Origin of the sequence: Eggerthella sinensis, from assembly GCF_003339815.1 — a bacterium.
GTDB lineage: Bacteria > Actinomycetota > Coriobacteriia > Coriobacteriales > Eggerthellaceae > Eggerthella > Eggerthella sinensis.
This window is the reverse complement of the sequence record NZ_PPTT01000043.1, coordinates 1-20,936: the sequence shown is the minus strand read 5'-3', so window position 1 is coordinate 20,936 and position 20,936 is coordinate 1. Positions and strand designations below refer to the sequence as shown.

The window sequence follows — 20,936 nt, the reverse complement described above, 5'->3', positions numbered from 1 at the left end:
ACCCGTTACCGCCCCTCTCCCCCCACGAAAAACGGCCGCCCGAGGGCGGCCGTCGTCAGGCATGTTCGCGGTGCGCGGTTTCCTACGCAACCTTCGTCTTCGGCGCGAGCTTCTCACTCGACGCCCCGAAGAACACCTCGTACCAGCACAGGAAGCAGTAGATGTTCCAAATGCGCATCATCTTGAGCTTGCCGCGACCCTCCACCGTAGAGAAGTCGGCCGACTTGTGGTCGTCGAGCATCTGCACGAGGTAGTCCACGTTGAAGAACTCGTGCGCGGCCTCGCCCGTGAACGCCTCCTTGATGCGGTCGTAGTACAGGTCGGTCTGCAGCCACACCGTGAGCGGGGTGATGAACGGCTGCTTCGGCATGTTCGCCACCTTCTTCTGGAAACCGAGCTTGCTCGCGGCCACGCGCAGGGCGTACTTCGCGTGCTCGTCGTCCACGCGGCATGCGGTGGGCAGCTGCAGCGCCACGTCGAGCACCTTCTTGTCGAGGAAGGGCACGCGCAGTTCGAGCGACTGCGACATGGACATCTTGTCGGCCTTCAGGCAGATGTCGAACGGCATGTAGCTCACCATGTCCACGTACTGCGTCTGCGTGATGATGTCGAGGTCCTGCTTCGCCGCCTCGTCGAAGTGCGGCTTGCACCACTCCCACGGCTTGCACGGGCCCGCGTAGTCCTTCAGCACGTTGGGAATCTCGTCCCACATGTAGTTCATGCTCGCGCGCTGGTAGCTCTTCTCCGGCCCGCCCGAGCCGCGCATGGCGAAGCGGCGGCCATGGAACGGCGGCAGCTTCTCGGCCACGGCCCCCGCGGCGGCGCGCAGGGGGCGCGGCACGCGGAAGTACTTGTCGAACTCGAACTGGTCGTGGTAGATCCAGTAGCCGCCGAACAGCTCGTCGGCGCCCTCGCCCGACTGCACCACCTTCACCTGCTCGCGCGCCAGCTTGCTCACGAAGAACAGCGGGATGGCGCTCGGCGCGCCCAGGGGCTCGTCCATGTGGTACTGCTCGGTGGGCACGATGTCGAGGAATTCCTGCGCGTCCACCTTCACCTGCCAGTTCGGCAGGTTCGCCCATGCGGCGAACGCGGTGGCGTCGTCCAGCTCGTTCAGCTTGATGTCGAAGTCGGGCAGCGCGTTGATCTCGGCCAGCTTGTCCTCGCAGCCGATCTCGTAGCCCACCGAGAACGTCTTGATGTCCGGCGCGTGCTGCCCCATGCAGTACGCGGCCAGCGAGCTGTCGATGCCGCCCGACAGGAAGCTGCCGATTTCCACGTCGGCAATCTCGTGCGCCGCCACGGATTCGTCGAACACGCGGTTGATCTCGTCGGCCCACTCGTCAAGGCCCTTGCTCTCGTCGATCTTGTACGTGATGTGGTAGAAGCACTCGATGTTCAGCTTCCCGTCCTCGAACACCATGAAGTGGCCGGGCAGCAGCTTGTGCACGTCCTTGAACATGGTCTGCGAGTCGTTCATGTACTCGAAGCACAGGTACTGCGGCAGCATCTCCTTGTTGAGTTCCTTGCGGAACGCCGGGTGCGCGAGGAACGCCTTGATCTCGCTGCCGTAGATGAGGCGGTTGCCGTCGTGCTGATAGTAGAACGGCTTGATGCCGAACAGGTCGCGCGCGCACACGAGCCGCTTCTTCGGCGCGTCCCAGATGGCGATGGCGAACATGCCGCGCAGCTTCTCGAACACGTCGGTGCCCCATGCCTCGTAGCCGTGCACGATGGTCTCGGTGTCGCCGTTCGTCTTGAATTGGTAGCCCAAGGCCTCGAGCTCGGCGCGCAGCTCCTGGAAGTTGTAGATCTCGCCGTTGAACGTGACGGTCACGGTGCCGTCGGCGTTCTGCATGGGCTGGCGCGAGCCCTCGAGGTCGATGATGGACAGGCGACGGAAGCCCATCGCGATGCCGTCGTCCACGAAGAAGCCCTCGTCATCGGGCCCGCGGTGGGCGATGCGATCGGCCATGTCCTTCACGACCGCCTTATTGATCTCGGTATCGTAATCAACCGCGGTGAATCCCACGAATCCGCACATGTGATTGGTTCTCCTGTTCACGTGACGACGCTGTGAGCTTCACATGATACGGCAACCGCCCAGCAAATCGGGTGGTTTTCACGAAACGCGCGCGAGGTGCGAGGCGCTATGCGATAATGCTACGGTATACCGTATCTGAAGGAGATTTCGATCATGTCCGCATCACCCCGCATCGCCACATCGGCCGACGTGACGCGCCGTTTGCAGCCCGTCGTCGTCGGCGGCGACATCCTCGCCTACAGCTACGTGCGCGAGCTGCATCGCGCGTACGGCATCGAGCGCACCATCGTGCTGGCCACGCAGGATATCAAGATGCTGTCGTCGAGCCGCTTCACCGACTACCGCCTCGAGCCGCTCATCCACGAACCCGAGGGGCTCTACGACGCGCTCGAACGCACGGCCGCGCGCGCACTGGCCGAAGACCCCAACCGCGTGCTGCTCGTGCTCGGCTGCGACGACTGCCATGCGCGCATGCTCTCGTCGGGCAAGGCGCGCCTCGAGGCCGCCGGCTACACGGTGCCCTACATCGACTTCGACCTGCTCGACGACATCACGCAGAAGCGCCGCTTCTACGAGCTGTGCGAAGAGCTGAGCATCCCCTTCCCGCGCACGTGGTACTTCTCGTGCGGCCCGGACGGCCCTGCCGAGCTGCCGGTGCACGAGCTGCCCTACCCGCTCATCGCGAAGCCGTCGAACTCGGCGCAGTTCCAGGATGCCACCATCGCCCGCAAGCGCAAGATCTACGAGATCGACTCGCCCGAAGAGATGGCGCAGGTGTGGAGCGACATCCGCGCCTCCGATTACGACAACGAGCTCGTGCTGCAGGACTTCATCCCCGGCGGCGACGACGCCATCCGCACGCTCACCACGTTCTCCGACGCAACCGGCGATATGCGCGTGGTGTCGGGCGGCGTCGTGTGCCTGCAAGACCACGATCCCACCGCACTCGGCAACCCCGTGTGCATCATGGGCGAGCGCGAGGAGGCCATCATCGAAGCCGCCAAGCGCTTTTTGGCAAAGACGGGCTACCGCGGCTTCGCGAACTTCGACATCAAGTTCGACGAGCGCGACGGCTCCTTCCGCTTCTTCGAGGTGAACACGCGCTGCGGGCGCAACACCTACTACCTCAGCCTGGGCGGTCAGAACTTCGTCGAGCTCATCGTGCGCGAGTTCCTGCTCGGCGAGACCATCGAGTACCGCGAGGCGTACAACCCGTTCGTCTACAGCTGCGTGCCGCGCTACGTGCTCGACCGCAGCATGGAGAACCGTGCGCGCCTGCAGCAGGCCGTGGAGACGCTGCGCCGCACGTCCGAGCCCTACCCGCTGCACTACGGCCCCGACTCGTTCGTCCACAACTTCTGGGCGAAGGCCATGCACGTGAACCAGATTCCCAAGTTCAAGCGCTTCTACTGGGACACCGACGGCAAGCAGCTGAAGTAGCACGGTGAAACGCTCCGGACTCATTGCCATGATCGCACTCACCGTGTTGCCGCTTGCGGCAACCGGGCTTGCCGTGCTGTTCGTGCTACCCGACGTCATCCCAACACATGCGGGGATACACGGCATCGATACCGTCGGGTCGAAGTACGACGCGTTCGTCGTCGCCTTCATCGTGGCGGGCTGCGGCGCGCTGCTCACGTTGATGTACGTCTTCATGGATCAGCTGGCCGCCATGGGTTTCGTACACGGCACCGATGCGAACGGCGGCCGCATCGTCATGATCGCATCTCAAATCATCGTCGACGTCATCCTGCTTCTCGGCCTCGTCTGGATGACCTTCGGCTTGAAGTAACGAAGCCCGCATGATGCGGGCTAGCCTTCTTATACCGGGCGCCTGTGGCCTTCTTCGGTGGTGAGCACGACGAGGCCGTCCTCGGTGATGGCCACCGTCTTCTCGAAGTGCGCGGACGGCAAGCCGTCGCGCGTGCACACCAGCCAGCCGTCGGGCATCTGGCGCGTCTTATGCGTGCCCAGGTTGATCATGGGCTCGATGGCCAGCACCATGCCGGCCTCCAGCTTCACGCCGGTGTGCTTGCGACCGAAGTTCGGCACGTTCGGGTCCTCGTGCATGTCGCGCCCGATGCCGTGGCCTACGTACTCGCGCACCACGCCGTAGCCCTCGGCCTCGGCGACGGTCTGCACGGCGTGCCCGATGTCGCCCAGGCGATTGCCCACCCGCGCAGCGTCGAGGCCGGCCCACATGCACTTCTCCGTCGTATCGAGCAGGTGCTGCTTCTCGGGCGATATCTTGCCCACCGCATACGTCCACGCGTTGTCGCCCACCCACCCGTCGACGATGGCGCCCGTGTCGATGGAGATGATGTCGCCCTCCCGCAGCACGACGCCGCGCGAGGGGATGCCGTGCACGATCTGCTCGTTCACCGACGCGCAGATGGAGCCGGGGAACCCGCCGTACCCCTTGAATGCGGGGATGCCGCCCTCGCTGCGGATGATCGCCTCGGCGGCCTCGTCGAGCTCGAGCGTCGACACGCCCGGACGCACGAGCGCGCCCACTTCGCGCAGCACCTTGGCCGACAGACGGCCCGCTTCCTTCATGGCCTCGATCTCGGCCGGAGACTTCCTGATGATCATGCTGATTCGCTCACCTTATCTCGTATGCGTTTGCTTGCCGCCGCCCAGTATAGCACTGCCCTTCCGGCTTCCGTCGCCGTTACGGGCCCTTCACGCTCCTGAAACGCTCGCCGCGCGGTCGGAAACCCGCACGCACGGCGCTTGCTAGCATGGGCCCGTGAACGGCACCCGAATGAACAGGAGGCTCTATGAACCCGTTTGACCAGAAGCCCACCGCATCCATCGAGGACATGATGCTCGACTGGAAAGACCTCTCGCCCCGTCCGTACAAGAAACTCGACGTCGATCCGTACACGAAGGCGCGCATCATCCTCATGAACGGCATCGAGGTGGAAGCCGTGATGTTCGGCCATAACTTCAACCGCAATTGCGAGGACAACGACCTGCGCCGCGAGCTCGCCCTGCTGCGCCGCATCGAGCAGGGGCAGCAGAAACACGTGAACTGGCTGTCCCCTTCCGACGAGACGCCGCTCGAAACCACCATCGGCTACGAGCAGCTGGCCGTCGACCTCACGGCCTGGCTCGCCATGCACGAGCCCGACCACTACGCGAAGGCCTGCATGGACTTCGCGCTGCTCGAGGACTTCGACCACCTGTACCGCTACGCGAACCTGCTCAAGATGGACGAGGATCTGCCCGCTCACAAGCTCGTGCGCGATACCATCGAGATCACGCCGGGTCGTCCCACCATCGCGCACCATCGCCATCCGTTCGACTCCATCCGCGCGCCGCGCAACGCCAAGACCGCCGACATCCGCACGACGCTCGGCGCGCTCATCCTCACCGCCGGCGAGCAGCAGACCATGAACTACTACATGAACCTGGGCAACACCCAGCCCGAAGGCGTCGCACGCGACCTCTACCTGGAAATCGGCATGGTGGAGGAAGAGCACGTCACGCACTACGGCGCGCTGCTCGACCCCTCGGCCACGTGGCTGCAGAACCTGCTGCTGCGCGAGTACATGGAGTGCTACCTGTACTACTCGTTCTACGAGACCGAGACCGACCGGTACGTGAAGAAGATTTGGGAGCATCACTTCGAGCAGGAGGTGGCGCACCTGCACAAGGCCGCCGACCTCCTGTACAAGTACGAGGACGAGGAGTGGCAGGCCCTCATTCCCGACGGCACGTTCCCCGAGCTGCTCGACCTGCACCCCACGAAGGACTACGTGCGCGAAGTGCTCGACGAGCAGGTGACGCTCACCGCGAAGGGCGAGGAATTCGACGAGGTGGACGATCTGCCGAGCGGCTACCGTTTCTTCGGATGGAACGACCGGGTGAACGGCCGCGTGCAGGACGTGCCCAGCCATGTCGTCATCCGCGAGCTGCAAAAGGAGCACGGCGAAGACTACCGCGTGGAAGACCAGGAGAGCCCTGTGCGCGCCCTGCGCAACCGCAAGGAGGACAACACGAAGCTCGGCCGCGTGCAAGGCGCCGAGCACGATTCCAAGCGCGCCCCGGCTCGCGAGGACCTGCTCGAACGCGAAGCCGTGCTGGCCTAGCCGCGCCGCACCGGCTTTGAACGCGAAAACGCCCGCGGATCACTCCGCGGGCGTTTCGTCGTCGCCTTCCCCTCCGGTTTGCTCGGGGTTCTCAGCGCCGGACGGCTTGAGCCGCCCGGCGTCTTTGAGCGCACGGCGCAGGATGAACTCCACCTGGGCGTTCACGCTGCGCAGGTCGTCGGCGGCCCACCGCTCGATGCCTGCCCACACCTCCGAATCGATACGGAGGGGATATTGCTTCCGTTTCGCCATGGCCTATTGGTACAGCGTTCCCGTGTTCAGCACCGGCTGCGCATCGGACTCGCCGCACAGCACCACCATGAGGTTCGACACCATGGCCGCCTTGCGCTCGTCGTCCAGATCCACCACGCGCTTCGCGGACAGCTCGGTCAGCGCCATGTCCACCATGCCCACCGCGCCCTGCACGATCTTCTCGCGGGCGGCGATGACGGCCTCGGCCTGCTGACGACGCAGCATGGCCTGGGCGATTTCCGGCGCGTACGCCAGATGCGTGAGGCGCGCATCGTCGATGATCACGCCCGCCTTCTCGAGACGCACGGCCAGCTCTTCCTTGAGCGCCTCGGACACTTCCTCGATGTTGCTGCGCAGCGTGATCTCGCCGTCGGGCTCTCCCGGCATCTGATCGTAGGCGTACGTGGTGGCCACATGGCGCAGGGCCGTCTCGCTCTGCGTATGCACGTAGGAGTTGTAGTCGTCCACGTCGAACAGCGCCTTCGCGGTGTTCTCGACGCGCCACACGATGACGTCGGCGATCTCGATGGGGTTGCCGCACTTGTCGTTCACCTTGAGGTGCTCGCCGTTGTAGGTGCGGGCGCGCAGCGATACTTTCGTGGAAAGCGGCGTCGCCTTGCCCGCCACGTACGTCGAGCCCGAGCTGCGTGAGAAGAACGGGTTCGCCCAATGGAAGCCCTCGTCGCGCACGGTGCCCTTGTAGTCGCCGAACAGGATGAGCACGCGCGCCTGGTTCGGCTGGATCGTGAAGAAGCCCATGAAGATGAGAAACGGCACGATGCAGATGGCGAGGATGCCCACCACGAGCAACACGACCCCGAGCGCCTGAGTCCCCGTCGCCACGGGCGCGTCCTCGGGTGGAATGAGCAGAGCTCCCGCTACGATGAGCGCAACGCAAAGCGCCGTAACGACAACCAACACGGCCAACATGGGCCACCCGCTCTTGGCATGCACGGTCTTCTCGACGGACATGATCTTCCCTTTCTCTGAGGTGATACGAATATGATATCACATTGAGATCGTGCTGGGAATACCTGATTGCGCGGCGGAGGACTTCGGGATGTGGGCGTCCCCCGCCGCGCATATCGCACGCCGCGTACGTCACGAATCGGCGCGGAACCGTCGCACAGACCGCCCATTCTCCCCGCGCCAAAGAGCAAGGGCACAAAAAAAGGAGCCCCTTGGGGCTCCTTTTTCATTGCGATTGCGCGCTTATTCGGCGGCGGTTTCCGTGTAGTTGCGGGTCACGGACGGGTCGACCGAGACGCCGGGGCTCATCGTGGAGGACACGGTGATGGACTTCACGTACTTGCCCTTGGCTGCAGCCGGCTTCATGCGGATGATCTCGTCGTACACAGCGCCGTAGTTCTCGGCGAGCTGCTCGGCGGTGAAGCTCACCTTGCCGAGGATGACGTGCGCGATGCCGTAACGGTCGGCACGGTACTCCACGCGGCCGCCCTTGAGCTCGTTGATGGCCTTGGCCACGTCGTTGGTGACGGTGCCCAGCTTGGGGTTCGGCATGAGACCGCGGGGGCCGAGGATCTTGCCCAGGCGACCAACCTTGCCCATCTGGTCGGGGGTGGCAACGGCGGCGTCGAAGTTGAACTCGCCGGCCTGAATCTGCTGCGTGAGCTCGTCGGTGCCGACGATGTCAGCGCCCGCCTCTTCGGCGGCACGGGCAGCTTCGCCCTCGGCGAACACGGCCACGCGGACGGTCTTGCCCGAGCCGTTCGGCAGGCTCACGGTGCCGCGGAGCTGCTGGTCGGCCTGACGGGTGTCGATGCCCAGGCGGAAGTCCGCCTCAACCGTCTCGTCGAACTTCGCGAACGCGACGTCCTTCACGAGCGCGAGAGCCGCGAGCGGAGCACGCGTCTCCTCACCGATCTTCTCGACCGCAGCGCGGTAGTTCTTGGAAAGCTTCGTCATGGTACTTCCTTTCGTGGTGCGTAGCGAGCGCGCGAAGCGCTCTTCCACTGTTGTCTATCGAACGACGGCCGCCGGGGTGCGGCGGCCGACTATTCCAAACGTCGAAGCTGGAGTTAGTCTTCCAGCGTCTTGCCCTGAAGCATAGCCGCAACCTTCTTGGAAGGCACGTACTTGATCTTCATGTCGCGGCCTTCGATGCGCACGCCCATGCTGCGGGCCGTACCGGCGATGATCTCCATGGCGGCCTCGATGGTGTTGGCATTGAGGTCCGGCATCTTGATCTCGGCGATCTCGCGGAGCTGGTCCTCCGTGAGCGTACCGGCAACCTGCATGTGCGGGATGCCCGCGCCGCTCTTGATGCCGAGGCGCTCCTTGATGAGGATGGCCGCCGGCGGGGTCTTGCACACGAACGTGAACGACTTGTCCTCGTACACCGTGATCTCGACCGGGATGATGGTGCCGGACTGGTCCTGCGTCTGGGCGTTGAACGCCTGGCAGAACTGCATGATGTTGACGCCCTGGGCACCGAGCGCCGGGCCAACCGGAGGAGCCGGGTTCGCGGCACCAGCCGGGATTTGCAGCTTGATAAAGCCGGTTTGTTTCTTTTCAGCCATGAGAGCTTCCTTTCAGCTGATCACAATCGCAAAATCGTAAAACTTGAATCTATCAACAAAGCGGCATGAGTCGAATGAGAAGCCCCGGTCCACGCGGGCACGCGACGCCGCTTGTGTTCACAACCTAAATCTTGGCCACCTGATCGAACGAAAGCTCGACCGGCGTTTCGCGGCCGAAGATGGAGACCATGACCTTCACCTTGCCGGCATCCGGGGAAACCTCGGACACCACGCCGTCGAACTCGGCGAGCGGGCCCGAGACCACCTTCACCGACTGCCCCACTTCGAGGCTCGACGAGGTCTTCTTCGGAGCCTCGCGGCTCGTGCGCTTCATGATCTTGTTGTACTCGTCGCGCGTGAGCGGAGCGGGGTTGCCATCGGCACCCACGAACCCGGTCACACCCGGCGTGTTGCGAACCGCAGCCCAGCTGCGATCGTCCAACTCCATACGAACGAGCACGTAGCCCGGAAACACCTTTTTCTCGCTCTCAACGCGACGGCCACCCTCTTTGATCTCGGTGACCATCTCCGTCGGGATCTCGATGCCGAAGACGTTGTTCTCGAGGCCCATCGTTTCGATGCGCGTCTCGAGGTTCTTCTTCACCTTGTTCTCGTATCCTGAATACGTATGCAGGACGTACCACTTCTTCGCCATGCGTTTAGACCCCCAAACCGGAAATAGCAATCAGCAACGGCGTGATGATGACGTTGTCGAGCAACGCAACATAGGCACCGAAGAACACGAGCGCAACCACAACCACGACGCTCCAACGCAGCACGTCTTGCTTCGTCGGCCAGGTCACACGCTTCAGCTCGGAACGCACGTCCTTGAGAAACCCGAAACGCCGCTTCTTAGCGGGCTTCTTCTCAGGGGCCTTCTCGACCTTCTTCTCAACGCTCTTGCTGGAAGCCTTTGCCTGCTTGCCGCCGTCTGCGGACGCGTCGCTCTTTTCGGCCTTCTTGAAAAACCGCTTCTTAGGCGCCTCGGTCGCAGCAGCATCGGCTTCGGCGTTCTTGTTCGCCGCGGCAGCGGCTTCAGCCTCAAGCGCCTGTTCCTTGCGGGTGGCGCGGGCAGCAGACGCCTTCGCTCGCTGTGTCTTTGATTTCTTCGCCATCTGATTCCTTAACCGGGGATCCGTATCCGTGTAAACGCCAAACAAGCAGCCTGATCACAAGCTGCTCATCCAAGCAACCTGATGCAAGCTGCTCATATACTCGAGCTGGCAGGCCAGGAGGGACTCGAACCCCCAACATGCGGTTTTGGAGACCGCCGCTCTACCAATTGGAGCTACTGGCCTATGCTCGTGCCAAACCTCTGATACGCTATCGGGTTTCCTTGTGCACCGTGTGGCACTGGCACCACTTGCAGTACTTCTTCAACTCGATACGATCAGGATTGTTCTGCTTGTTCTTCTTGGTCGTGTAGTTACGGCGCTTGCACTCCGTGCACGCCAAAGTGACCAACGTACGCATGAATTCTCCTTTATGCCAAAACTGAAACGAGCTTGGATCTCATACACATGAATTCTCATAAACGGGGCCCGCACGAGCGGGCCCCGCATGATTACGCTACAGCAGTGTTACTTGATGATCTTCGTAACACGACCCGAGCCGACCGTGCGGCCACCCTCGCGGATAGCGAAGCGCAGGCCGTCTTCCATGGCGATCGGGTGAATGAGCTCGCCCTTGATCTCCACGTTGTCGCCCGGCATGACCATTTCGGTGCCCTCGGGAAGGTGGGCAACGCCCGTCACGTCCGTCGTGCGGAAGTAGAACTGCGGACGGTAGCCGTCGAAGAACGGCGTGTGTCGGCCGCCCTCTTCCTTCGTCAGGATGTAGACCTGGCCCTCAAACTCGGTGTGCGGGGTCACGCTACCGGGCTTGCAGAGAACCTGGCCGCGAACGATGTCCTCGCGCTTGACGCCGCGGAGCAGGCAGCCGATGTTGTCGCCGGCCTGAGCCTCGTCGAGCAGCTTGCGGAACATTTCGATGCCGGTGCAGACCGTGTTGGCGGTCTCCTTGATGCCGATGATCTCCAGCGGGTCGTTGACATGCAGCGTACCACGCTCGACACGACCGGTGGCAACGGTGCCGCGGCCGGTGATGGTCATCGTATCCTCGACAGCCATCAGGAACGGCTTGTCAACCATGCGCTCCGGCGTCGGGATGTAGGAGTCAACAGCCTCCATGAGCTCCCAGACCTTGTCCTGCCACGCCTTGTCGCCCTCGAGGGCCTTCAGGGCGGAGCCGCGGATGATCGGGGTGTCGTCGCCGGGGAACTCGTAGCTGTCGAGCAGCTCGCGAACTTCCATCTCGACGAGCTCGAGAAGCTCTTCGTCGTCCACCATGTCGCACTTGTTCAGGAACACGACGATGTAGGGAACGCCGACCTGACGGGCGAGCAGGATGTGCTCGCGAGTCTGGGCCATCGGGCCGTCGGTGGCGGCGATGACGAGGATGGCGCCGTCCATCTGAGCAGCACCCGTGATCATGTTCTTGACGTAGTCAGCGTGACCGGGGCAGTCAACGTGGGCGTAGTGGCGGGAATCCGTCTCGTACTCGATGTGAGCAATGGAGATCGTGATGCCGCGCTCGCGCTCTTCGGGGGCCTTGTCGATGTTCTCGAAAGCCGTGAAGTCCGCATGGGCGGAACCGTGGGTGCCGTCGTTCTCGGACAGCGTCTTGGAAATGGCGGCCGTCAGGGTCGTCTTGCCGTGGTCGACGTGACCGATGGTGCCGATGTTAACATGCGGCTTGGAACGCTCGAACTTAGCCTTAGCCATGTTTCATCCTCCTCTAATAGGATCGCTCGTAGCGAAACGAAAACAAAATAACGACGCGTCCGACAAAGCGGACGCGAGATAATACAATGGTAGCGGTGACTGGATTTGAACCAGTGACGCCACGGGTATGAACCGTGTGCTCTAACCAACTGAGCTACACCGCCATGTAGCAAAATGGAGCCTGCGATCGGACTTGAACCGACGACCTCTTCCTTACCAAGGAAGTGCTCTACCGACTGAGCTACACAGGCGAATAATGGTGGGCGCGCTAGGATTCGAACCTAGGTAGGCATAGCCAACGGGTTTACAGCCCGTCCCCTTTAGCCACTCGGGCACACGCCCATGATTCGCTGCTTAATTCATGTGTATTTATCAAGCTGCCTGCCGCGCTTTTCGGTGAATCCGAACGCGCGAGCAGGAGAATAATACGCTAGGATCACCACCGTGTCAACTGTCTACACGCCCCCGGGTGTGTCTCCACTAATCCTCCTTTTCTCGACCTCGCCGCTTTGAGAACGAGCACGCTCCCCCATCGCTTCCACGCTGATCATCCCTCAAGTGCCTCGCGCAGCGGTCGGTACGCGTCCACCAACGCCTCGAGGCGCATACGTGCGTTTGCGGGGCTTGTCGACGGAAGACCGCATTGAGGAATTTCTGGAAGGAGCGGCGCGCCGAAGCGACGGTATAACGTTGTCGCCTTCGTGCCCGTGGTGAAGACGGCGTCGAGGCGCGCGACGGACGCCACGCGCCTCAGGTCGTTCGGCACCGGGTCGGCGATGCTCGCATCCGAGGCGCCGACGATGGTGCACGACGCGAGCACGTCCCACAGCGCGATGCGATGCGCGAGCAGAAAGGCCGTGCGCTCCTCGTTGCCGCAGGGTTCCGGTTCGTCGAACAGCGCGGCGAGCACCTTCCAGAACCGGTTGTGCGGATGGCCGTAGTAAAAACCCACTTCCCGCGATTTCGGCGAGGGCATGGTGCCCAGCACGAGCACGCGCGAACGCTCATCATATATAGGTGCGAGCGGATGGACGATGCGGGAGGCTTCCACGGCGACGGCCCTCCCCTACGCCCGGCTCGGCAGTTTGAGGGTTGCCTCGGCCAGCACGTGTCCTTCGATAGCGCGGCGGAATTCGTTGAGGAAGTAACCCTCGGCAAGATCGAGCTCGCAATCGAGCGCGTACAGCGTGAGCGTGTACTCGTGCGTCTTGTCGGGCGGATAGGGACCCGCGTAGCGATGGATGATGCGCGGGTCGGTATGGCCGCCCGCGAACGGCGACCAGTCGCTGTTCGAACCCTGCACGCACGCGACGGCGCCGGACGCGCTCACGTTTTCGGGGATGAGGGCGATGTCGGACGGGAAGTTGCACGCGATCCAATGGATCCAGCAGAAGCCGCCCACGGGAATCGCGTCCCAGTCGAGCAAGGTGAGCGCAAGCGACCGTGCGCCGACGGGCACGTCCGAAATCTCGATGGGAAACGATCGGATGGGATGGCCGTCAAGCTGATAGGCGGCGGGCGCGTGCTTGCCGAAACGGTCGGGCAGGAGTCCGTGCTCGAGTTCGACGGAAATGTTCATGGTCGATCTCCTTTCGCTTTCTCCCCCAGTATAAAAGAAAAGAGGGCCGAAGCCCTCCGTTCTGCTAGAACTGCAACGCATGCGTGAAGCCCGACCACGAAAGCGGGTCGGTATCTCGCACATAGGCACCCGGCGTCGGAGCATGAACGTAATGCGACCCGCCCGCGTTCACCGCGATGCCGACATGGCCGAAACGCCACAGCACGTCGCCGGGTCGCGCTTCGGACACCGACACGCGGTTGGCCGCAGCTGCGTATTGATCTTCGCTCTGATGCGGCACCACGATGCCCACCTGGCGATACGCCCACGTGACGAGGCCGGAGCAGTCGAACTCGTCGGGGCCTTCGGCGGCCCACACGTAGGGGCAGCCGATGCGGCTCAAGGCGTAGCCCACGACGGAGTCGTAATTGCCAACCGGGCGGCTCGGGTAGACCGGACCCGGTTCGTCCCCGTTTCCTCCCCCGCCCCCGCCGCCGTTGCCACCGGAATTGGCGCTGGCCTTTGCCGCGGCTTCGGCGGCAGCTTGCTCCGCTGCGGCAATCGCCGCAGCCGCCTGCTCTTGCTCGAGCAGCTCGCGCGCCTCGGCGTCGAGCGAGTTGACCAGCTCGGCGGCCTGGTCGACCTTGGCTTGGGACTCATCCTGGATCTGCTTGGCCTCGGCGGCCTTCGCCGCGGCGATGGATTCCTGACGGGCGAACTCGTCCTTGGCGGCCTGCAGCTCCTCGCGCAGGGTCTTCGCTTCGTGAACCATATCCGCGTCTTCGGCGTTCACATGGTTGAGCAAATCCCAGTTCTGCGTGAACTCTTCGAAGGAGGAAGCACCCAGGACGAAATCGAGGAAGCTCGTCGATCCGGAGCGGTACATGCTGCGCGCTCGCGTGCCGAGCCTCTCTTGCACGCCGGCGATCTTCCTGGTGGTATCGTCGATTTTGGCCTGCTCGGCCTCCATGGCGGCTTTGGCATCGTCCTGCTCGCCAAGCGCTCGATAATAGTTGTCGGCAGCCGTCTCGAGTTCGGCCTGCAGGCCGACGAGCTGGTTGCGGACGGCATCGGCTTCCGCTTGCTTTTCAGCGGCCGTCTCGGCGAACGCGGCGGTTGGAGCCATGAGGGTGAGAGCGCCGAGCGCGGCGGCGCCACTGAGGAACGTTCGCCTCCGTAGTCCGATGGTATGCTCTCTCATCTGAGTCCCCTTTGATTGAGCATGGATAGGTATGGGCTGAACGCATAATACCACGTTCGAGAGGATGCTCAAAAAGAGGTTGTGGACACAGTTCATAACACCAGATCGGTGCACCTATAAAAGAAAGGAGGACCGAAGCCCTCCTTTCTTTATCATGCTGAATTGCTAGAACTGCAGGCAGTTCGTGAACTGCGCCCACGACAGGGAGTCGGTGTCGCGCACGTAGGCGCCGAAGGTGGGGGCGTGCACGTAGTGCGAGCCACCCGCGCTCACCGCGATGCCGACGTGGCCGTAGCGCCACAGGACGTCGCCGGGACGCGCCTCGGACACCGAGCCCACGTAGCTTGCGGCGGCCTTCTGCGACTCGCTCTGGTGCGGCAGGGAAATGCCCACCTGGCGATACGCCCACGTGACGAGGCCGGAGCAGTCGAACGCGTCGGGGCCTTCGGCGGCCCACACGTAGGGGCAGCCGATGCGGCTCATGGCGTAGCCCACGACGGAGTCGTAGCTGCCAACCGGGCGGCTCGGGTAGACCACGGTGCCACCACCGCCGCCACCGCCGTTGTTACCGCCGTCGGAGTTGCCGCCGCCATTGTTGTTGTAGTTGTTGCCGGAGTTGTTGTTCGTGTTCGCGGCTTCCTCGGCCAAGCGCTTCGCCTCGGCCTCGGCTGCGGCCTGGGCGGCTGCAGCGGCCGCGGCTGCGGCCTGCTCCTGCTCGAGGAGCTCGCGCGCTTCGGCGTCGAGCGAGTTGACCAGTTCGGTAGCCTGATTGACCTTGGCTTCGGTCTCATCCTGGATCTGCTTGGCCTCGGCGGCCTTCGCTGCGGCGATGGACTCCTGACGGGCGTACTCGTCTTTGGCGGCCTGCAGCTCTTCGCGCAGGGTCTTCGTCTGATCAACCATGTCCGCGTCGTTCTCGTTCATCTGGTTGAGCAGGTCCCAGTTCTGCGTGAACTCTTCGAAGGAAGAAGCACCCAGGACGAAATCGAGGAAGCTCGTCGATCCGGAGCGGTACATGCTGCGCGCTCGCGTGCCAAGCTTGTCTTGCAAGCTGGCGATCTGCGTGTTAGCGTCGTCGATTTTGGCCTGTTCGGCTTCCATCGCCGCCTTGGCGGCATCTTGCTCTTCGATGGCCTTGTAGTAGTTGTCAGCTGCCGTCTCCAGATCGGCCTGCAGGCCGACGAGCTGGTTACGGACGGCATCGGCTTCGGCTTGCTTTTCAGCGGCCGTCTCGGCAAACGCGGCGGTCGGAGCCATAAAGGACAGGGCGCCAAGCGCGGCAGCGCCACTGAGGAACGTTCGCCTACTGAGTCCGATTGTATGCTCTCTCATGTATGAAGTCCTCCTAGATTGAGCACGTAGTATGTATGGGCAAAAGCTGAACGCATAATACCACGTTCGCGCCGATGCTCAAAAAAGGTTGTGAACGCGTTTCATAACCCCAGATCAAAGTACGTGCGCTTGGACCTCCCCGCGAACCGGAGGCGTTTTCGGGCCGTCGCGAAGCCGCTAACAAGCTTGCCATCAGGGCATATAGAACAAACGAGGAGGCCACAAGGTATGGGGTGGCCTCCTCTAGATGTTGTAGAACCGTAGGCTCAGCGACTACTGCGCGCCTTGTGCTTCCTCGTCCATATAATGGTCGAACTCGTTGACGACCGCCTCCGACGGGGGCGCCGTGAGCTTCGATACGATCACGATGGCCAGAAGCGACAGGACGAACGCGGGCAGCAGCTCGTAGATGCCGAACACGCCGCCGAGGGGCTTGACGAAGTTGTGCCACACGAGCACCGCCGCCGTGCCGACGAGCATGCCCGCGAGCGCGCCCTGCATGTTCGCGCGGCGCCAGTACAGCGCGCACAGGGTGAGGGGGCCGAACGAGGCGCCGAGGCCCGCCCAGGCGTAGGACACCACCCCGAAGATGGACGAGTTCTCGTCGTAGGCCACGATGATGCCGAACATGAACACCGCCACGAGCGTGAGGCGCGCCACGATCATGACCTGCCGATCGGTGGCGTCCTTCTTGATGACGCCGCGGAAGATGTTCTCGGCCACCGACGAGCCGGCGATGAGCAGATAGGACGACGACGAGCTCATGGAGGCGGCGAAGATGCCCGACACCACGACGCCGCACATGAACGGCGGCAGGATCATGCGGGACAGCACGATGAACACGTTCTCGGCCGCAGCCTGCGTGGCGAAGTCGACGGGGATGATGGCGCGCCCCACCAACCCGATGCAGATGCCGCAGGCCAGCGACACGACGCACCACACGACGGCGATGACGCGCGACTTCTTCACCTCGTCGGCCGAGCGGATGCCCATGAAGCGCACGAGCACCTGCGGCATGCCGAAGTAACCGAGGCCCCAGGCCAGCATCGAAGCGATGGTGATGACGGGGTACGCGGCCGCGTCGCCGAACAGGGGCGTGCCGTTCTCGACGAGCTGCCGGCCCGCATCGTCCACGAGGGGCACCGCTATCTGGGTGCCGCTCAGGAAGCCGGGGATGTTCTGCAGGAACGCGACGGTGTTGTCGACGCCGCCCGCCCACGCCACCGAGCCCACGAACACGGTGGCCAGCGCGAAGAACATGAGCACGCCCTGCACGAAGTCGGTGGTGACCACCGAAAGGTAGCCGCCCACGAGCGTGTAGAGGAACACGATGATGGCCCCGAGCACCATCATGGTGGAGTAGTCGAGGCCGAACAGCGTGGCGAACAGCTTGCCGCAGGTCACGAAGCAGCTGCCCACGTACACGCAGAAGAACACCATGATGATGAGCGCGGCCACCGTGGACACGATGTTCTTATGGTCGTGGAAGCGCTTGCTGTAGAATTCCGGCAGCGTGATGGAATCGCCCGCCACCACGGAATACTTCCGCAAACGCTTCGCCACGAACTTCCAGTTGAGGTACGTGCCGATGGCCAGGCCGATGGCCGTCCACATGGCGTCGGACGCGCCCGTGAAATACGCCACGCCCGGCAGGCCCATGAGCAGCCACCCCGACATGTCGGAGGCTTCGGCCGACAGCGCCGTGAGCCACGGCCCGACGCCGCGCCCGCCGAGGAAGTACTCGGCCGTCGACGAGTTCGACCGCTTCGCGTACACGAAGCCGATGGTGAGCACCGCGACGAAGTACAGAAGCATCGCGAATACCACCCAAAAATCGTTGGAAACCACGCAGGTTCCTCCCCTCTGTGCAGTCCGACCCCCGGTCGGACGATGTGCGAACCGTTGGGATTATACGACAGGTTGCGCGCAGGGGCTGCGGAAAACGGTATCGACGCGTATGGGCCTAATCTTTATACTGGAAGGGATGCTCGACACAGGAGGGCCGCAGGCGCGGCCTCGCACGACCGACGATGGAAGGAAGCACGATGCCCACGTACGCGGAGATGGACAGCGCTCAGCTGGCGGCTCTCAAGGAAGACCTCGAACGCGAGTACGGCGAGATCAAGGCGCGGGGCTTAAGCCTCAACATGGCGCGCGGCAAGCCCGCGAAGGCGCAGCTCGACCTCAGCATGGGGATGCTCGAGAGCGTGACCACGATGGAGGACTGCGTGGCCGAGGACGGCACCGACTGCCGCAACTACGGCGTGGGATTCGGCCTGCCCGAGGCCAAGGCGTTCATGGCCTCCATGCTGGACGACGATCCCGACAACGTGATCGTGTTCGGCAACGCGAGCCTCAACATCATGTACGACACCCTCGCCCGCTGCTGGATGTTCGGCACGCTGGGCTCGAAGCCGTGGAGCCAGCTTGAGACGGTGAAGTGGATCTGCCCCGCGCCCGGCTACGACCGCCACTTCGGCGTGACCGAGGAGTTCGGCATCGAGATGATCCCCGTGCCGATGACCGACGAGGGCCCCGACATGGACGAGGTGGAGCGCATCGCCGCCTCCGACGCGTCCGTGAAGGGCATCTGGTGCGTGCCGAAGTACTCGAACCCCGGCGGCGTCACCTACTCCGACGAGGTCGTGCGCCGTTTGGCCGCCATGGAGTGCGCCGCCGACGACTTCCGCATCTTCTGGGACAACGCGTACTGCGTGCACCATCTGTTCGACGAGGCGGCCGAGCAGGATCAGCTGCTCGACATCGCGAAGGCGTGCGCCGAGGCCGGCAACGCCGACCGTGCGTTCAAGTTCGCCTCCACGTCGAAGGTGACCTTCCCCGGCGCGGGCATCTCAGCCATGGCCGCGAGCCCGGCGAACATCGCCGAGATCAAAAAGCGCGTGGGCGTGCAGACCATCGGCCACGACAAGCTGAACCAGCTGCGCCACGTGCGCTTTTTGGGAGACGCCGCAGGCCTGGCCGCGCATATGGCGAAGCACGCCGCCATCCTGCGCCCGAAGTTCGAGCTGGTGAACGCCAAGCTGGAAGAGGGCCTCGACGAGGTGGGCGGCTGCAGCTGGTCGAACCCGCGCGGCGGCTACTTCGTGTCGTTCGACGCGCCCGAGGGATGCGCCAAGCGCATCGTGGGGCTGGCGAAAGAGGCGGGCGTGACCATGACGGGCGCCGGCGCGACGTACCCGTACAAGCAAGACCCGCAGGATTCCAACATCCGCATCGCCCCCACGCTGCCGCCGCTCGAGGAGCTCGACGAGGCCATGGACGTGTTCACCACCTGCGTGAAGCTGGCTTACGTGGAGAAGCTGCTGGGTTAAGCGACGACGCGCTCGCGTTCGCCGCCGCGTACGCGTTCGATGAGCCGTAGCGAAGAGCCGCCCGAGGGCGGCTCTTTTCGTCAGGGGTGCTCGACGGCTTGCTTGAGGGCCTGGACGTCGATCTTGCCGGTGGGCAGCTGCGGCAGCTGATGGAAGAACACGACGCGGTCAGGCAGCTTGAACTTCGCGATGCGGCCCTCGGCCCACTGGCGGAACGCCGCCTGGTCCATGACCGTGCCGCGTTTGCACGTGAGCGCGAGCACGATCTGCTGGCCGAGCTCGGGATGCGGCAGCGGGAAGGCGGCCGCTTCGAGCACGGCGGGATGGGCGCTGTAGAGGTGCTCGAGCTCGGCGGCGTACACGTTGAAGCCGCCGCGGATGATCATGCCGTCGATGCGCCCGAGGATGCGCGCGTACCCCTCGTCGTCGAGCGACGCGGCGTCGCCCGTGCGCAGCCACCCCTCGACGTACGCCTCGGCGGTGCGCGCAGGATCGTGCCAGTAGCGCCGCATCATGCAGGGGCTGCGCACGACGAGCTCGCCCTCGCCCCGCTCGCGCAGCACGCCGTCGTCGCCGAGCAGCCGCACCTCCACGCCGGGAAACGGACGGCCCACCGTGGAAGCCGTGTGCGCGAGGTCGTCTTCCACCGTGGTGCAGGTGACGGCGACGGCCTCGGTGGAGCCGTAGCCCACCACCACGCGGCAGTGCAGGCGCTCCCACACGTCCTCGACGAGCTCCTTGGCCACCGTGGCCGAGCCGACGAGCCCCGTGCGCACGCTCGAGAGATCCACCGGATGCCTCTTCAGGTCGAGCAGCAGCCGGCCGAACACGGTGGGCACGCCGTAGATCACCGACACGCGCTCGCGCTCGATAGTGCGCAGCAGGTCGTGCGGCGCGAACTTCTCCACGAGCACGGCCGTTGCGCCGAACATGACCGGCAGCACGATGCCCATGTTCACGCCGAACATATGCGACAGCGGGATGGGCACGGCGAACACGTCGTCGGATGTGCACTGCATGGCGCGCCCGTAACCACGCCAGGAGAACAGCGAGCTTTCCTGCGACAGCACGACGCCTTTGGCGAGGCCGGTCGAGCCCGAGGTGAACGCGATGACGAACGGGTCCTCCATCACGTCGACGGGCGCGGGTTCGCAGGTGTCCGCGCCGCCGGCGAGCAGGTCGGCGAACGTTGTGCAGCCGGGGGCGTCGAAGCGCACGGTGACGATGCGGGCACGGGGCGCGTGGGCGCGCGCGGCGTCGGCGAGGTCGGCGCGTGCGAGCACGACGAAGGCGGGATCGACGCGCTCGAGGCGCAGGGCGAGGTCGCCCTCCTCCATCACCTCGTCGCAGAACACGAGCGTGGCGCCCACGCGCGCTGCCGCGAACAGCACGATAGGGGCCTCGTGCCAGTTCGGCAGCATGACCACGACGATATCGCCCCGCTCGAGGCCCGCGGCGCGCAAGCCCGATGCGCAGCGGCTGACGAGCTTCGCGAAGTCGGCGTAGGTGAGGCGCCGCTCGGCGTCGATGAACGCCGGGTGGCGGGGTTTGAGGCGCGCCCAGTGGTCGGGCGCCGTCTGCAGGTCGAGGCCCTCGAGGAAGTACTCGCGTTCGCACCAAGCCATAGGTTGCCCTTTCGCCGCGTTTGCATTGCGCTCGCCCATGACGATACCGAAGCGGGAAGCCGGGTGCCATCCGCAGTTTGGGGGATATGAGGGAGAGGGAGGGATGCGGATGGGGGGGATGCTGAAACCCAAGCCCTCGCGCTCGGGCGTGCAGGGTGAGCCGCGGTGCCTCCCC

20 protein-coding genes and 4 tRNA genes are annotated in these 20,936 nt (G+C 64.0%); 4 read left to right on the top strand and 20 right to left on the bottom strand.

Annotation, left to right across the window (positions count from 1 at the left end):
- Positions 1-82: 82 nt before the first annotated feature.
- A complete protein-coding gene (gene asnB / locus C1876_RS16430) occupies positions 83-2,044 on the bottom strand; it encodes an asparagine synthase (glutamine-hydrolyzing) (protein ID WP_114547801.1) in 1,962 nt (653 codons plus the stop codon).
- A gap of 153 nt (positions 2,045-2,197) precedes the next feature.
- Between asnB and C1876_RS16425 the strand changes: the two genes are divergently transcribed.
- Together C1876_RS16425 and C1876_RS16420 are read left to right on the top strand one after the other, a co-directional pair.
- Entirely contained in the window at positions 2,198-3,484 is a 1,287-nt protein-coding gene (locus tag C1876_RS16425) for a carboxylate--amine ligase (RefSeq protein WP_114547800.1), read from the top strand.
- A gap of 4 nt (positions 3,485-3,488) precedes the next feature.
- Positions 3,489-3,836 (top strand): SdpI family protein, encoded by a 348-nt coding sequence (locus C1876_RS16420; protein ID WP_114547799.1) that lies wholly within the window; start codon positions 3,489-3,491, stop codon positions 3,834-3,836.
- Between the two features lie 29 nt (positions 3,837-3,865).
- Here C1876_RS16420 and map read toward each other — a convergent pair whose 3' ends face one another.
- Complete coding sequence (gene map, locus C1876_RS16415) at positions 3,866-4,636, bottom strand: type I methionyl aminopeptidase (RefSeq protein WP_114547798.1); 771 nt, start codon at positions 4,634-4,636, stop codon at positions 3,866-3,868.
- A 188-nt stretch (positions 4,637-4,824) separates the two neighbouring features.
- On the opposite strand from map, the gene C1876_RS16410 reads away from it, so the two are divergent.
- Positions 4,825-6,138 carry a hypothetical protein gene (locus C1876_RS16410; RefSeq protein WP_114547797.1) on the top strand — a complete coding sequence of 438 codons (1,314 nt, stop codon included), beginning with the start codon at positions 4,825-4,827 and terminating at the stop codon, positions 6,136-6,138.
- 39 nt (positions 6,139-6,177) lie between these two features.
- Here C1876_RS16410 and C1876_RS16405 read toward each other — a convergent pair whose 3' ends face one another.
- The 17 genes from C1876_RS16405 to C1876_RS16325 form a co-directional block, all read right to left on the bottom strand.
- Positions 6,178-6,348, bottom strand: a complete 171-nt coding sequence (locus tag C1876_RS16405) for a type II toxin-antitoxin system antitoxin (RefSeq protein WP_211309573.1) — start codon at positions 6,346-6,348, stop codon at positions 6,178-6,180.
- Between the two features lie 45 nt (positions 6,349-6,393).
- Complete coding sequence (locus C1876_RS16400) at positions 6,394-7,362, bottom strand: SPFH domain-containing protein (RefSeq protein WP_244910187.1); 969 nt, start codon at positions 7,360-7,362, stop codon at positions 6,394-6,396.
- 240 nt (positions 7,363-7,602) lie between these two features.
- Positions 7,603-8,316, bottom strand: coding sequence for a 50S ribosomal protein L1 (rplA, locus tag C1876_RS16395; RefSeq protein ID WP_114547795.1), 714 nt, complete (start codon positions 8,314-8,316; stop codon positions 7,603-7,605).
- A gap of 113 nt (positions 8,317-8,429) precedes the next feature.
- On the bottom strand, positions 8,430-8,930 hold the full coding sequence (rplK, locus tag C1876_RS16390; RefSeq protein ID WP_114547794.1) for a 50S ribosomal protein L11: 501 nt from the start codon (positions 8,928-8,930) through the stop codon (positions 8,430-8,432).
- A 124-nt stretch (positions 8,931-9,054) separates the two neighbouring features.
- Complete coding sequence (gene nusG / locus C1876_RS16385; protein ID WP_009306289.1) at positions 9,055-9,585, bottom strand: transcription termination/antitermination protein NusG; 531 nt, start codon at positions 9,583-9,585, stop codon at positions 9,055-9,057.
- Positions 9,586-9,589: 4 nt separating this feature from the next.
- Positions 9,590-10,045 carry a preprotein translocase subunit SecE gene (gene secE / locus C1876_RS16380; protein WP_114547793.1) on the bottom strand — a complete coding sequence of 152 codons (456 nt, stop codon included), beginning with the start codon at positions 10,043-10,045 and terminating at the stop codon, positions 9,590-9,592.
- Positions 10,046-10,151: 106 nt separating this feature from the next.
- A tRNA-Trp gene (locus C1876_RS16375) sits at positions 10,152-10,228 on the bottom strand.
- Positions 10,229-10,253: 25 nt separating this feature from the next.
- On the bottom strand, positions 10,254-10,403 hold the full coding sequence (rpmG, locus tag C1876_RS16370; protein WP_080803366.1) for a 50S ribosomal protein L33: 150 nt from the start codon (positions 10,401-10,403) through the stop codon (positions 10,254-10,256).
- Between the two features lie 107 nt (positions 10,404-10,510).
- Complete coding sequence (gene tuf, locus C1876_RS16365) at positions 10,511-11,713, bottom strand: elongation factor Tu (protein WP_114547792.1); 1,203 nt, start codon at positions 11,711-11,713, stop codon at positions 10,511-10,513.
- Between the two features lie 87 nt (positions 11,714-11,800).
- Positions 11,801-11,877, bottom strand: a tRNA-Met gene (locus C1876_RS16360).
- A gap of 11 nt (positions 11,878-11,888) precedes the next feature.
- A tRNA-Thr gene (locus C1876_RS16355) sits at positions 11,889-11,964 on the bottom strand.
- A gap of 6 nt (positions 11,965-11,970) precedes the next feature.
- Positions 11,971-12,055 (bottom strand) — tRNA-Tyr (locus tag C1876_RS16350).
- Between the two features lie 205 nt (positions 12,056-12,260).
- Positions 12,261-12,764, bottom strand: coding sequence for a DNA-deoxyinosine glycosylase (locus C1876_RS16345; RefSeq protein ID WP_114547791.1), 504 nt, complete (start codon positions 12,762-12,764; stop codon positions 12,261-12,263).
- Positions 12,765-12,779: 15 nt separating this feature from the next.
- The gene (locus C1876_RS16340) at positions 12,780-13,292 is read right to left on the bottom strand and encodes a YbhB/YbcL family Raf kinase inhibitor-like protein (protein WP_114547790.1); all 513 of its coding nucleotides are present in this window, start codon (positions 13,290-13,292) and stop codon (positions 12,780-12,782) included.
- 64 nt (positions 13,293-13,356) lie between these two features.
- Positions 13,357-14,472 (bottom strand): C40 family peptidase, encoded by a 1,116-nt coding sequence (locus C1876_RS16335; protein ID WP_114547789.1) that lies wholly within the window; start codon positions 14,470-14,472, stop codon positions 13,357-13,359.
- Between the two features lie 165 nt (positions 14,473-14,637).
- A complete protein-coding gene (locus C1876_RS16330; protein WP_244910186.1) occupies positions 14,638-15,729 on the bottom strand; it encodes a C40 family peptidase in 1,092 nt (363 codons plus the stop codon).
- 348 nt (positions 15,730-16,077) lie between these two features.
- Complete coding sequence (locus C1876_RS16325; protein ID WP_114547787.1) at positions 16,078-17,652, bottom strand: sodium/proline symporter; 1,575 nt, start codon at positions 17,650-17,652, stop codon at positions 16,078-16,080.
- Between the two features lie 197 nt (positions 17,653-17,849).
- Between C1876_RS16325 and C1876_RS16320 the strand changes: the two genes are divergently transcribed.
- Positions 17,850-19,136: an aspartate aminotransferase type Ic gene (locus C1876_RS16320; RefSeq protein ID WP_114547786.1), complete on the top strand. Its 1,287-nt coding sequence runs from the start codon at positions 17,850-17,852 to the stop codon at positions 19,134-19,136.
- Between the two features lie 80 nt (positions 19,137-19,216).
- On the opposite strand, the gene C1876_RS16315 is transcribed toward C1876_RS16320, so the two are convergent.
- Positions 19,217-20,761 carry a class I adenylate-forming enzyme family protein gene (locus C1876_RS16315; protein WP_158544727.1) on the bottom strand — a complete coding sequence of 515 codons (1,545 nt, stop codon included), beginning with the start codon at positions 20,759-20,761 and terminating at the stop codon, positions 19,217-19,219.
- Positions 20,762-20,936: the final 175 nt, after the last annotated feature.

Coding starts and splice junctions, on each gene's coding strand:
- C1876_RS16410 (WP_114547797.1), top strand. CDS start 4,825: ATGAACCCGTTTGACCAGAAGCCCACCGCATCCATCGAGGACATGATG.
- tuf (WP_114547792.1), bottom strand. CDS start 11,713: ATGGCTAAGGCTAAGTTCGAGCGTTCCAAGCCGCATGTTAACATCGGC.
- rplA (WP_114547795.1), bottom strand. CDS start 8,316: ATGACGAAGCTTTCCAAGAACTACCGCGCTGCGGTCGAGAAGATCGGT.
- C1876_RS16335 (WP_114547789.1), bottom strand. CDS start 14,472: ATGAGAGAGCATACCATCGGACTACGGAGGCGAACGTTCCTCAGTGGC.
- rpmG (WP_080803366.1), bottom strand. CDS start 10,403: ATGCGTACGTTGGTCACTTTGGCGTGCACGGAGTGCAAGCGCCGTAAC.
- C1876_RS16320 (WP_114547786.1), top strand. CDS start 17,850: ATGCCCACGTACGCGGAGATGGACAGCGCTCAGCTGGCGGCTCTCAAG.
- map (WP_114547798.1), bottom strand. CDS start 4,636: ATGATCATCAGGAAGTCTCCGGCCGAGATCGAGGCCATGAAGGAAGCG.
- nusG (WP_009306289.1), bottom strand. CDS start 9,585: ATGGCGAAGAAGTGGTACGTCCTGCATACGTATTCAGGATACGAGAAC.
- rplK (WP_114547794.1), bottom strand. CDS start 8,930: ATGGCTGAAAAGAAACAAACCGGCTTTATCAAGCTGCAAATCCCGGCT.
- secE (WP_114547793.1), bottom strand. CDS start 10,045: ATGGCGAAGAAATCAAAGACACAGCGAGCGAAGGCGTCTGCTGCCCGC.
- C1876_RS16340 (WP_114547790.1), bottom strand. CDS start 13,292: ATGAACATTTCCGTCGAACTCGAGCACGGACTCCTGCCCGACCGTTTC.
- C1876_RS16330 (WP_244910186.1), bottom strand. CDS start 15,729: ATGGCTCCGACCGCCGCGTTTGCCGAGACGGCCGCTGAAAAGCAAGCC.
- C1876_RS16400 (WP_244910187.1), bottom strand. CDS start 7,362: ATGTCCGTCGAGAAGACCGTGCATGCCAAGAGCGGGTGGCCCATGTTG.
- C1876_RS16425 (WP_114547800.1), top strand. CDS start 2,198: ATGTCCGCATCACCCCGCATCGCCACATCGGCCGACGTGACGCGCCGT.
- asnB (WP_114547801.1), bottom strand. CDS start 2,044: ATGTGCGGATTCGTGGGATTCACCGCGGTTGATTACGATACCGAGATC.
- C1876_RS16315 (WP_158544727.1), bottom strand. CDS start 20,761: ATGGCTTGGTGCGAACGCGAGTACTTCCTCGAGGGCCTCGACCTGCAG.